Origin of the sequence: Halobacteriovorax sp. RZ-2 (genome assembly GCF_043196685.1) — a bacterium.
Taxonomy (GTDB): domain Bacteria; phylum Bdellovibrionota; class Bacteriovoracia; order Bacteriovoracales; family Bacteriovoracaceae; genus Halobacteriovorax_A.
Genome location: NZ_JBEBMR010000001.1, coordinates 236,325 through 248,874, shown reverse-complemented (window position 1 = coordinate 248,874; position 12,550 = coordinate 236,325). Strand labels below are relative to the sequence as shown.

The 12,550-nt window shown below is 37.6% G+C and carries 11 protein-coding genes; 6 read left to right on the top strand and 5 right to left on the bottom strand.

All coding sequences use genetic code 11. The features are described from left to right. Nucleotides 1–94 precede the first annotated feature (94 nt). From ABMA78_RS01090 to ABMA78_RS01080, 3 genes are all read left to right on the top strand, one after another. Nucleotides 95–574, top strand: a complete 480-nt coding sequence (locus tag ABMA78_RS01090; RefSeq protein ID WP_392856202.1) for a hypothetical protein — start codon at nucleotides 95–97, stop codon at nucleotides 572–574. Then, nucleotides 552–1,955: a sensor histidine kinase gene (locus ABMA78_RS01085; RefSeq protein ID WP_392856200.1), complete on the top strand. Its 1,404-nt coding sequence runs from the start codon at nucleotides 552–554 to the stop codon at nucleotides 1,953–1,955. Before ABMA78_RS01090 ends, ABMA78_RS01085 begins: the two co-directional genes overlap by 23 nt. 124 nt (nucleotides 1,956–2,079) lie before the next feature. Next, the gene (locus ABMA78_RS01080; RefSeq protein WP_392856197.1) at nucleotides 2,080–2,553 is read left to right on the top strand and encodes a CarD family transcriptional regulator; all 474 of its coding nucleotides are present in this window, start codon (nucleotides 2,080–2,082) and stop codon (nucleotides 2,551–2,553) included. A gap of 114 nt (nucleotides 2,554–2,667) precedes the next feature. Here the strand turns inward: ABMA78_RS01080 and ABMA78_RS01075 are convergent, their stop codons facing one another. Beyond that, nucleotides 2,668–4,146 (bottom strand): hypothetical protein, encoded by a 1,479-nt coding sequence (locus tag ABMA78_RS01075; protein WP_392856196.1) that lies wholly within the window; start codon nucleotides 4,144–4,146, stop codon nucleotides 2,668–2,670. Between the two features lie 32 nt (nucleotides 4,147–4,178). After that, nucleotides 4,179–4,790, bottom strand: a complete 612-nt coding sequence (locus ABMA78_RS01070) for a TetR/AcrR family transcriptional regulator (protein ID WP_392856193.1) — start codon at nucleotides 4,788–4,790, stop codon at nucleotides 4,179–4,181. 134 nt (nucleotides 4,791–4,924) lie between these two features. Between ABMA78_RS01070 and uvrB the strand changes: the two genes are divergently transcribed. Continuing rightward, nucleotides 4,925–6,922 (top strand): excinuclease ABC subunit UvrB, encoded by a 1,998-nt coding sequence (uvrB, locus tag ABMA78_RS01065; RefSeq protein ID WP_392856192.1) that lies wholly within the window; start codon nucleotides 4,925–4,927, stop codon nucleotides 6,920–6,922. Here the strand turns inward: uvrB and ABMA78_RS01060 are convergent. Continuing rightward, nucleotides 6,885–7,397, bottom strand: coding sequence for a M48 family metalloprotease (locus ABMA78_RS01060; RefSeq protein WP_392856190.1), 513 nt, complete (start codon nucleotides 7,395–7,397; stop codon nucleotides 6,885–6,887). The two genes, uvrB and ABMA78_RS01060, sit on opposite strands and share 38 nt — an antisense overlap. 115 nt (nucleotides 7,398–7,512) lie before the next feature. Here ABMA78_RS01060 and ABMA78_RS01055 point away from each other — a divergent pair, with 115 nt between their 5' ends. Together ABMA78_RS01055 and ABMA78_RS01050 are read left to right on the top strand one after the other, a co-directional pair. Continuing rightward, nucleotides 7,513–7,908 carry a hypothetical protein gene (locus ABMA78_RS01055; protein WP_392856188.1) on the top strand — a complete coding sequence of 132 codons (396 nt, stop codon included), beginning with the start codon at nucleotides 7,513–7,515 and terminating at the stop codon, nucleotides 7,906–7,908. Continuing rightward, nucleotides 7,886–9,025, top strand: a complete 1,140-nt coding sequence (locus ABMA78_RS01050; protein ID WP_392856186.1) for a metallophosphoesterase — start codon at nucleotides 7,886–7,888, stop codon at nucleotides 9,023–9,025. The genes ABMA78_RS01055 and ABMA78_RS01050 overlap by 23 nt, the downstream gene beginning before the upstream one ends. Here ABMA78_RS01050 and ABMA78_RS01045 read toward each other — a convergent pair. After that, nucleotides 9,022–10,035 (bottom strand): HD domain-containing phosphohydrolase, encoded by a 1,014-nt coding sequence (locus ABMA78_RS01045; protein ID WP_392856185.1) that lies wholly within the window; start codon nucleotides 10,033–10,035, stop codon nucleotides 9,022–9,024. The two genes, ABMA78_RS01050 and ABMA78_RS01045, sit on opposite strands and share 4 nt — an antisense overlap. Then, nucleotides 10,032–12,542 (bottom strand): hypothetical protein, encoded by a 2,511-nt coding sequence (locus ABMA78_RS01040; RefSeq protein WP_392856183.1) that lies wholly within the window; start codon nucleotides 12,540–12,542, stop codon nucleotides 10,032–10,034. Before ABMA78_RS01040 ends, ABMA78_RS01045 begins: the two co-directional genes overlap by 4 nt. Nucleotides 12,543–12,550 lie beyond the last annotated feature (8 nt).

The following is a 12,550-nucleotide window of genomic DNA, read 5'->3' as shown; positions in this document are numbered from 1 at the left end:
TTTTAATTTAAAAGCATAATAAGAGAAGGCCCTGTTTATGACAGGGCCTTTTTTATACTTGGTCATATTGTGTTAATCGTGATAAAAATTATTTATGAGAACGTTGATATTAATCGCCACACTTTTTAGTCTAAGTGCTTTTGCTAATAAAGTACCTAGGCAGAGAATTAAGATATTCAATCAAAAACTTCATAAGGAAGATAAGGTTGTAAAAGTCGACTACTTCACAAAAATTCCAAGTGTCGAATTTGATTTTTTCGACCCATATCAACAGCATAAGAAAATTAAAGTCACGGCACTTTCTCTAGAAAGTCTCTTTGTCTACTTTGCTCCTAGTGCTACCTCTGTGAAGCTTAAGGCGATTAACCTTTATAAGGTACATATACAAAGGAACGTCGAGCGTTCGAAAACGACTTATATTATGTATAAGCAAGATGGGAAGTGGCTTCAGAATTCAGAGCTAGGCCCTATGCGAATTATAAGAAAAGGCTTAGGGGTCATTGCTAAAGATAAAATTACTGAAGAGGGAGCTGACTGGATTTGGATGATAAATGAGATCGAATTCGTCTACTAGTAAGCTTTCTAATAAGCACTTATTCTATAGCTTTCTAATTATCCTTGTCCTTATGCTTTCAGCTGGATTTGGAGCAGGTCTTAGAATCTTTGACAAGGAAGAACACAGACTCTTTAACTCAAGAGTTGTTGCTAGGCTTTATTTTCATGTGGCCTATGCCATTCACGATACTCATAAAAAACTCATTAAATTCAAAGATACACCAACAATTGAGAACCTAGAAGATGCCTATTTAAGAATTGATGCTAGCTTTGGGCAAATTAGTGCTCTTAAGAGTGAGGCCTTCATCTTAGATGAGTTTGAGACGAAGTCGTTTCAAGACTACTTAAAAGTCGCAAATAAAATACTCACGTCTGCTCGAGGAATCATTGAAGGAGTTCTCACCAGGGCCGAAAGTACAGATGGTTATGAATTTCAGGAGAGTGACTTTAAGGAAATTGCTAAATCGATTGTTATCTTAGAGCGCTTAAGTGATCTAAACCTAGAGCTTGAAAGTGAGTTCTGGCAGATCTCTGCTTATGTTTACGGTGATATCACTAGCTCTTTTGATTTTAAGCGTGCTGTCTACGTTGCTTCTTTTTCAGGGCTAACGATCTGCCTTATCGGTTTCCTCGTTATTCTTGTGCTTAAGATTCGAAGTGATGAAAGGCTTGAAGAAAAGAATGTTGAGCTCGTTAATAATTATCGTTTGGCAAACCTTGGTGAATTTGCGGCCAATGTTGCACATGAAATAAATAATCCGCTTACTGTGCTTCTGTGGAGTGTGAAGAGATTAGAGAAGAACACGGTCGATGAGGAGGAGAAGAAGCGCTTTAATATGATTAAGAATCAGGCCCAGCGTATTGATCAAATTATTAAAGGGATCAAACTTCTTTCTAAAAATTCAAATCATCTCAACAATAGTGCCATTGATGTAGATCGACTTTTTGATCAACTACAAGAGCTGGTAATTCATAAATGTAGCGCAAATAATATTGCTTTAAATATCGAAGGTGACTGCGATGGTTGCCAGATTTGGGGAAAGGAAGTTCAAATTCTTCAGGTGCTAACAAATTTTGTTTCCAATTCTGTTGACGCAATTGAAGAGATGGAGAAGGGACGAATTACCATTCGCTATAAATCTAATAGTGAGAATCAGCTGATCATTCATATTGTTGATACAGGAAAAGGGATTGAGCTTAAGGATCAAAAGAAGCTCTTTGCTTATATGTATACAACCAAGCCTGAAGCCGGTATGGGGATTGGTTTGGCCCTTAGTACCCAGATTATTGAGTCCATGAATGGCCATATCAAGTACCTTAATGAAGAGAAGAATACGACATTTGAAATAATGCTACCTCTCTACCGTTATTCTTCTAAACATAAGTCATTGAAATCATAGGGCCTGCTCTCTACAACGAACTGTCTAAAAATCAAAGATCATATGTAAATCTTACAAGGCTCATTGAGACTGATGCTGCGTCGTAGTATATTCAATGGGAGAGAAAATACCCATGGAGGTAGAAATGTTTAACATTGGAGATTACGCAGTTTGCCCTGGCCACGGTGTGGGACAAATTGTGGACATCGAAGATCGCGAGGTGGGAGGACATAACCTTTCATTCTACATCATCAAAGTTGTAGCAAATGGAATGACTGTTATGGTTCCTACGAATTCCAAAGACGGAATTAGAGTACTCGTCGACGAGAATGAGATCAGTGAAGTATATGAACTTCTTAACGATCACGATGTAACAGTTGATAATTCAACTTGGAACCGTCGCTATAGAGACTATATGGAAAAGGTGAAGACTGGTTCACTTTTAGAGATTGCTGATGTCCTTAGATCACTTTTCTTATTAAAGAATAAGAAGAATCTTTCGTTTGGTGAAAAGAAAATGCTTGAGCAGTGTAGAGACTTAATTGTTCAAGAGATTTCAATCAAGAACGGGGCAGAGAAAACTGAAGTAAAAAATCAAATTGAGAGCTGTTTTAATTAATAGCTTTATAAGTTCAAGGTTCTTTTGAACTTATTCTCTTGTGTTGTGTGTGTGAAATAAGCGTTTGTGGGGTAACTTACAAACGCTTTATTTTTTTGTATCGATACCATCAAATTACAGACTTTCAAAATACCTTTTTTCAACGCTCTCTAGAAGTTCTTTTGGTGTAACTTCCATGATGTACTCTGTGTTGCCTTCGTAATTGATTCTTTCATGAATTGGTTTAAAGCCCCAGCGCTTAAATGATCGGGCCCTTATTTTATCCGCTTCAATGACAATGCGATCAAGGTTTTCGACTTTTTGTGCCGCAAAGGTAACTGCTGCTATGAGGTCATTCGCATTGAAAATGGAATCATTACCATCAACAGCAAAACGTCCAATCTCTGCGATAATTTCGCCCCTTTGTCTTTCTACTTCATGGCCTGTAAAGATCTCAAGAGGAAGCTTTTGATCGACTTCTTTTGAAAGAGTAATTGAAATTGTTCCCGAAATATCAATTTCATCCTTTTGTCTGGAAAGGTAGCGAATACCAGAGTCATCATATCCTTTAAAAGAGTATTTCATATAGGAGTTTCGAGCTGCTGCAAGAACGATTGTTCGGCCCTCTAATTGCTCCGTAATTTCTTTTAGCTTATCTAAGTCTTGGTCTTCAATATTTAGGCGATTCTTATACTCATTAAAGAGAAAGTCTCTAACGGTATTAACTAGCTCAGGGCGTGATTCATGATCTCTTACAGCATCAATCATATGAAAGGATGCCTTCACTTCATTATCATTCATATAGGTAAAGCTTTGGACTTTCTTTACACCTCTTTGAGCGGTGAAGAAGTTTTGATTGTAGTTTAAGCTATTTAAAAAATTTGCAAACATCGTTTGGTAACTTATCTCTTCACTTTCATTTGCAGAAATATCAAAGATTGAATTGCTCGTTGAGGTCGAGTTATCAAAATGGACAAGAGTTCTTATTCTGCCGTGAGAGTCTACATGAACTGGTTCGTGTAACTTATAAGAGTTATCTCCAAGCTGTGCATATGGGACGTAGTCCAATTCTCCGCGGTAAAATTTGATAAGAGTATTGATTCGTTGATATTCACCAAGAAGATAATCGGTTACTTCTTTTTCATCTTTCTTATGAGCTTCATAAATAATCGTGCTGATATCATTTTGATACTTATAAAGTTTGGAAATATTATTCTCATATTGCTTTTGATGATAATCGCTTAGCTGTGAAAGGGGAGTTGTGGCCTTTACTTTATCGGCCTTAATAAGATGCTGCTGATTAAGAGGAATTTTTCTATTACCTCTTAAAGTAGTAAAAACTAAATGGCCATCTTCTATCTTACGATCTAGTCCTGAACGATGAATATAAGAAAGGTTAATGCCCTTATACTTATCTTTCAGATATCTCATGATTTGTGCAGTCTTTGTGTCATACTTAGGATCTGTTCCAAAATTAACAAATTCAGAGATGGCCTCAAGACAGGAATTAGGCCTATTAACACTTGCGATTGAACGACGTGCAACTTCATCCTTACTCAGAAAAAAACTAAGAATAACTAGAATGGAAAATACACAAGATATTAAAACCTTCACCAATATCTATTCGGAATTTCGAGGATTATTCTTTAGCTATTTAGTCGGTTAATGATCGTATCAAGCCTTTTTGTATAGGCCTTAACCTCTTCTTCTGGATCAATTACATTGTAAAGGCTTAATATCTGGATGATGGCACCTGTTAGAAACTCATGAATGGCCTGACCAGCAAGCTCTGGGTTTAGGTCTTTTACGAGCTCTCCATCCTCTTGAGCACTACGAACGAGCTCGATAATTCTCTTTCTACCGGTGTGAATGAGGTTAGCTGCAGTTAGTGAGACCTTTTGATCAATTGAGGCCCGATAGTATAGATAGAGAATGGTTTTTGCCTCGTTAGGACGGTCAATGAGCCATTGGAAATTAGCGAGACAATGTTTTTTTAATTTTGTTAGAGAAGTATCTTCTTCGCAAATTGTGTTAATGACTCTAGCGTGATTCTTTGTAACGATATACTCAAGAACCCCAAGAAAGAGCTGAGACTTATTTTTAAAGTAGTGAAAAACTGCAGACTGACTAACTCCAAGAGTATTAGCAATTTTTTGAAAGGATGCACCATCAATACCTTTCTGCGCCATCTGATCAATTGCTGTTTCAATGATCGCGGTCTTTCTTTTCTCACCTTTAGGTGTTTCACCTACACTCATTTTTAATCCTAATAACAATTCGTATTTTGACTATCATATAAACTTTCTATCGAGTTTACAAAATCTAACTTGGTTATATTAATGATACCTCAATTTCACTGTTTTAAACTAAGATAATGAGATAAAATAGGCACATGAGTGAAAATGTATTTAATTTAAAATCAAAGTTTAAGCCTTGTGGAGATCAGCCTGAGGCGATTAAAACAATTGTTGAAAAGTTATCTAGTGGGACTAAAGAGCAAACATTACTTGGAGTAACAGGTTCTGGAAAAACATTTACCATGGCCAATGTTATTCAAAAGCTTGGAAAGAAAACTCTTATTCTTGCTCATAATAAAACACTTGCAGCACAGCTCTATGCTGAGTTTCGTGAGTTCTTTCCCGATAATGCTGTTGAATACTTTGTTTCTTACTATGACTACTATCAACCAGAAGCCTATGTTCCTGGTAGTGATACATATATTGAAAAAGACTCATCAGTAAACGATGAGATTGATAAGCTTCGCCACTCTGCAACTCGTTCACTATTAGAGAGAGATGATGTCATCATCATTTCATCTGTGAGTTGTATTTATGGGATTGGTTCTCCTGATGAGTATGCAAATATGAGGGAGACTCTCTTTGTCGGTGATGAGAGAGATCGTGATGAATTCTTAAAGTCACTTGTGGCCATTCAGTACGAAAGAAATGATATCGACTTTGTTCGTGGTTGTTTTCGTGTACGTGGTGATATCGTTGAAGTTTTTCCGGCCCACGAGGATTCAAATGTTGTACGAATCGAATTCTTTGATGATGAAATCGAAAGTATTACAATTGTTGACCCTTTAAGGGGAACTAAGATTCAAGCACTTCAAAAAGTGACAATCTATCCAAAGTCTCACTATGTCGTTGGTGAAGAGCGAATGGAGCATGCTTTAAAAACAATTAAAGTAGAGCTTCGAGAAACACTACAGGATTTAGAGAAGAAGAATAAATTAGTTGAGAAGCAAAGACTTGAGCAGAGAACTCTTCTGGATATTGAGATGCTAGAGGAGATGGGCTTTTGCTCAGGGATCGAAAACTACTCTCGTCACATGACTGGAAGTGAGCCGGGAGATCCTCCTCCGACTCTTATTGATTTCTTTAGAAAAGACTTTCTTATGATCATTGATGAGTCCCATATCACTGTTCCTCAGGTTGGTGGTATGTATAGGGGAGATAGAGCAAGAAAGATGAATCTTGTTGATTATGGATTTAGACTTCCTTCTGCTCTTGATAACCGTCCTCTTAACTTTGAAGAGTTTAAAACTAAACTAGACGATATTCTTTATGTGTCTGCGACTCCGGGAAATTATGAGTTGGAGAGAACACATGGAGAGTTTGTTGAGCAGATTATTAGGCCAACTGGTCTTCTTGATCCCATCATTGAAGTAAGGGATGCAACTAATCAGGTTGATGACCTTTTAGTTGAAGTTAAGAAGATTATTGAAAAAGGTCAAAGAGTTCTAATTACGACACTAACAAAGAAGTTGGCCGAAGAGTTAACTAATTTTTATCACGGTAGTGGGATTAAGGTTAAGTACCTCCATAGTGATATTGATACGATTGAACGAGTTGAGATTATTCGCGATCTTAGGCTTGGTGAGTTTGATGTTCTTGTGGGAATTAACTTATTAAGGGAAGGGCTTGATATACCTGAGGTTTCACTTGTTGCTATTTTAGATGCAGATAAGGAAGGTTTCTTAAGGTCTGAAAGGTCACTTGTTCAAACAATCGGACGAGCTGCTCGAAATAGTGATGGTAAGGTTCTGATGTATGCTTATCAGACGACGAAGTCGATGGAGCGTGCAATTGGCGAGACAAAGAGACGTCGAGCGATTCAGATGGAGTATAACGAGGCCAATGGGATTACTCCACAGACAATTCTAAAAGAAGTATCTGGTGGAGTTATTGAGACTCTTCGTGGAAATAAGAAGAAGGGGAAAAAGAGCGCTCCAAAAGAAGTTACGATGTCTCCTGATGAGATTAAAAAGCGTATTGCTGAGCTTAAGCTTGAAATGAAAGAAGCTTCTAAAGATCTACGTTTTGAAGATGCTGCTAAGATACGAGATGAAATTAAGTTCTTAAACGAATCATTTCTAGTCTTTGGCTAACTTCAGTCGTGATCGGCATGCTCTTTAAGAAATTAAAAAGTCCCAGGGCATGGCCATGACGAATAGAAAATTCATCTGCTTCAATTTGTTTTGTCATCTCACTTAACTGTGACCTCATCGTAAAGTGACGATAGTAGAGGTGTCCTAATTCGTGGAAGATGACAGCTTGGGCCATCTCATTATCTGCGGAACGAATCATTTTGAGTAATTGAGGGTAGATAAGAACAAAAGTTTTATCACCATGAGATGGGATAACACTTGAGTACATTCCTTGGCTTTCTAAAAAAACGAGTTGTCCATAAGATGCTAAGCTTTCACATTCCTCATCATCAAGTTGGCCAAGTATATCTTGAAAGAATCTGAAAATATGTGGGTTTGAAACAATCCAATGGTGTGCTGGATCAGAAAAGTCCACTAATGGTAGGTTTTGTTCTTCAGTATTCTTTGTAAATGTTTTCTTTATTGCGTTTATCATACATTCTTCATCGGATCGAAACTTTCGTGACATCAGTTTCAGAGTACATTAGGCCGTTACTAGGTAAGCTTTGCCAGCTATAATCGATAAAATATTAAATAGTTACAATATAAATATGAATAATAAACAATTAACCTGCCTCTTTTTCTCCCTTATGTTTAGCTTCTTATTATCTAATGATGTCTATGCTCAACAGAGAATGGAGAGGGCCGAAGCATTTATTGTGACGGCCATGCCTAGTTATTACAAAGTCATCTCTCCTGCCAAGACGAGGAATGGTAGGGTCGCGGTTATTGTTCAGAATAAAACTCTCACTCCTATCCGTGGGAAGTTTATTGATGAGTATGATAAGAATTTAAAATTTATTACAGTTAAGTCTGATATGGAAGTTAGTGTTGAATTTGATTTTAATACTAAGAAGAAATTTTTCTTCGTTCCACTAGACCCTGCTTTTCAAAAAGTAGTCTTGAATATAGGTAAGTCGGCGTATGAGATTCCTTCGCAAAAATAATTCAAAGAAAACCATTATTGTTATTTCTGATGTTCATTTAGGAGCAGGAGAGTATGTTGATGGTGTAAGAAATTATCTAGAGGACTTTCATTATGATGAAGAGCTCGTGGACTTTCTTGAATACTTTAGTAAAGAGGAATATGCCAATAAGGAAGTCGAGTTAATTATTAACGGTGACTTCTTTGATCTCTTGGCCGTACCTTATATAAAAGTTTATGATGATGAGTTTTGGTCAGAAGAATCTTCTTTAAAGAAGCTAAAGATGATACTTGAAGCTCACAAAGAAGTTATGCAGGGCCTTAATGATTTTCTTAAAGCAAAGAATAAGAAAATAACTTTTATCATTGGAAATCACGATGCTGAGCTAGTCTTTAAATCACTACAGGATTTAGTCCTAGAATGTTTTGATGAGAGTGTTCGCTCACGCTTTGAAATTCGTCACCTAAATGACGAGTATCGCCCGGCCGATCGAGTGGTGTTAAAGCATGGACATGAATACGAGATAGCTCACACCTTTGATGAAGAACATTGTATTATTGAAGATGAGTCGGGGAAGAGATACTTTAATCCTCCTTGGGGATCATACTATGTCACAAGGGTTATCAATAAATTTAAGGAAGAACGTGACCACGTTAATGCAGTAAGGCCAATTAATAAATTTCTTATCAATGGGCTAATTTACGACACATTCTTTACGCTTAGATTTATGCTGGCAAATGTAATCTATTTCATTATGGTACGTTCAATTTTTCTTTTTAAAATAAGTGATAACTTTGGTGATTGGCTTAAGCTTTTCTTTAAAGAGCTTACACTATTTCAAGATTATGAATCTCTAACTTTTGACTATCTTCAACAGGCCGAGGATACAGACGTTCTCATTGTAGGTCACACTCATGAGCCGATTTGCCGTACATATTCTAACGGTAAAACATTTATCAATACGGGAACATGGACTCGTATGTATAATCTTGATTTTGGGAAAGGGACTGGAACAACTCAGTTAACTTTTGCAAAGATTGAGGTGATGGATAGCAAGAGTGATGAGGATGTAAAGATTCAGGCAAACCTTCATACTTGGATGGGACGTAATACTCTTCCATATGGAACGTTTAGCTAGAGATTTAAGACACTCGTAACATGAGGCCTAATTCGTCCACTATAGTTAACATTTAGGCCATTTACGCCGGCCCCCGCATCAATCATATAGACAACACTACTTAGTGATGTTTTTTCTCCTGTGATTAATCCGTAGCTATATTCCATTATATGGGAGATAAACTCTAGGATCTCGCTACTAAGGTTTAGACCTGCTTGTGATATTTGGTCTGGCATACCTGAGCCATCATATTTTTCGTGATGACTATCGATGAGCTTTTTACATGTGTCACTAAGTTTAATTCCACTCTGATCAATGAACATACGACTGAATTTAACGTGCTTGTAATATTGTTCTCTTTGGTCTGGCGTAATTTCGGTGTGATTGCCGTGAGTGATATTAGGAGAAATTTGAGTCAGGCCAATATTTGCTAAGAATGAAGCACAAACTAAATCTGCCAAGTCATTAGTCTTGTCGATCATTAGTTTTTTAGCAAAGAAGTAGCTTAGGGCAACAATACGATTGGTCAGATTATCTTTATTAAGATGAACACCTGCAAAGTGACGTGCAAGGGATACAGTATGACTAATATCGATTGAAAAAAGCATAATTTCTTTTTGTGCCCTTAAGATTACTGGAAGAAAGTCATCCTTATCAATTGCCTTTGAAACCATACTACGAAGAGGAGGTAGTGCGATATGCTCACTAATTCTCTGTTCTTCGATGATATTTTCGTACTCTTTAAGTATTTCAATTTTTTGTTTCGTTTCCTCAATAACCTTAGGTTCAATCTCTTCAAGTTCGCCCACTGTTGCGAGGTAGGTCATCCTTTGTGATAGTTTGACAGCGATCTTGCCTTTTTTACTCTCTTCAATATAGCGAAGTAGCTCATAGCTATCTTTTGTTAAAGGCGTATTGGCCTTAAGAGATAGGTTATAGGTCTTATCTTTTAAGTTATAGACATAGAGTGAGAAAGCAAAAGTCTTAATATCCTTAAGGGAGCTTAATTTAATAAAGAAGTACGCTCTCATTTCTTACCTCCAAAGATTCCTTTAAAGAGTCCACTAACTGATTCAGAAATAGAACCACTCTTTTTTGATGCTACTTTTGTTAAGGCACGATCCTCTCCACTTAGGTAGCTCCCTTTTAAGACCTGGAGGCATAATTCGACTCTTTTTGGATTCTCACTAGATCTTGCAATTTCATCTTTTGAAGTTAGAAAGAGGAGGAAGTTATGATATTTTCCATTTTCTATAATAGGGATGTGATAATAGAGAAGCTCGCTTTGAAAAGTTGTATCATTCCAACTTGGTTTCCTCTTGGCCTTTAAGACATTCTTTATGGCATCAAAACGATCATCCACATCCTCATTACCTAGGATGCATTCATTTTGAATATTATAGACAACGACAGTTCCATGGCAGAAAGTATTAATATATTCATTTGTGAAGTTTTTGATACCATCGCCATCAATGACAAAATTCATGGCCTCGATAAAGAAGTTCATATCTTTTGGATCGGGAACAAAGATGGCGCCTAGGGCCTCTTCTATTTCTTGCTCATTTCGAAGCCTTTCGGCCTCCGCTTCAGCTAGTGCTTTGGCACGTTCGGCCTCAATTTCCTTCTGCTTTGCTTCCTCTTGTTTTCTTTTTGCTTCCTGTTGCTGTTGTAACTTTAGTTCTAGGGCAAGGCGCTCGGCTTCTTCTTTCTTCTTGGCCGCTAGGGCATCGTCGCCCTCGGCGAACTTAATTTCAAGCTCTTCCTTAGTGCCACCATCATACTCAGGCTGCTTGTCGAGGTTACTATAGTCGATAGTCTGCTCTCCGAGATCACCTTTTTTCTTATATTCAATACTCGGGCCGCCGGCCTTTGTCTCTTCGTCTTGTTCTTCTTCATTTCCTCTATTGAGGTCAAGATTGTGAACATTATCATATCTTTTATTCTTCTCTTTCGAGTGAGCATCAAGGGAAGCGAAGAGATCCTCATCGCCACTTTTCTTATTGTCTTTTTCTTGTGCTGCCCCTTTTCTTGCACCAGCTGCTTTAGCGCCTTCTTTTTGCTGTCTTTCTAGGCCCTTTTCATTATCAATAAGCTCATCATTTACTGGGCCTCTAGAGCTTAGTCTCTCTCCTGGCCTAGCGATCCCTTGATTGGATTGTAGCTCATCCAATGTCTTTAGGAGGTCGTCATCAAAACCATCGTCATCATCGTCAATATCATCTAGTGTTGGATCAATCTTGCCTTTTAAACTCGGGGCATTCTTCTTTTCATTAAAGTTAGATTTTTTTACATTATCAAGGCTTGCAAAGAGGTCTTCATCAGCACTCTTCTCATCATCCACATCCTCTAATGTAGGGGAGACGCTACCTTCAAGTGATCCTCCAGGATCACCCGCTTTATTTGTGGATTTCTTAACCTTGTCTAGACTTGCAAAAAGATCCTCGTCCGCATCTTTATCATCTTCAATATCATCTAATGTTGGAGAGACATTTCCTTGAAGAGCACCACCGAGATCATCTACTTTATTTGATGATTTCTTTACGCTATCAAGGCTTTTAAAAAGGTCCTCTTCTGTTTCATCATCTTCAACATCTTCTAATGTAGGAGTTAGGCTTCCTTTTAGTTGGCCACCGAGTTCATCAGATTTTTGTGAACTCTTTTTTACATTATCGAGACTTTTAAGAAGGTCATCTCCAAAATCATCTTTATTTTTGTCTACGTCATCTAAAGTAGGGGACGTTTGACCTTTCAGGTTTCCACCAAGGTCTTTATTTGATTTACTAGATTGTTGCTCTAGACTTTTAAAGAGATCCTCTTCAAAATTAATCTCTGGAGAGGCACCTTCCTTATTGTTCTTATCAACTGAACCTTTTAGGTGACCTGGAGCCTGGTTATTTTGTTTTTGATGAGCACTTAAGTCTTTTAGTGACATTCCTCGCTCTTCAATCTCCTCCCCATCGCTATAGTCTGCATAGGTACTATCATCAAAGACATCTTTATTATCTTTTTGAGCTGCAGACTTTGCGACATTGCCCTTTAGGTGACCACCGTTGTTATTTCGTTCGGCCTCTTTCTTATCTTCATAATTATTTTCAGGAGCAAGGGCCTTTTCCTCTCCACTTTTAAGCTCCATTTCTGCGGCTTCTTCGGCTTTCTTTAGAGACCTTAGAATAAGGTTTACTTTATATTCTAATGTTTTTGCGGGAACAGGTTCTTGAATATATTCAGTAAGGCCAATCTTTCTAAACTTCTCTAAAGTCTTAGGAGGGATAGATTTTGAGTTAATTAAAAGCACCTTAACATTATTCTTATGAATGAATTTTCTTAGGGGCTGAATACATTGGGCGGTCTTCTTAGGACTACTGGCAATAGTGAGTGACTGGCCAATCGTGGGAATTAGTTGATTATATTCCTCGGGATTTTCAACTTCATAGATTTCGATACCTTCTGCTTCCGCAGATGCTTCAATCGTTTCCTTGAGCTTCTTTACAGTTTCTGTAAGAGGCTCGAGAAATATGAGTGGTTTCCCTTCTTCCATATAGGTCA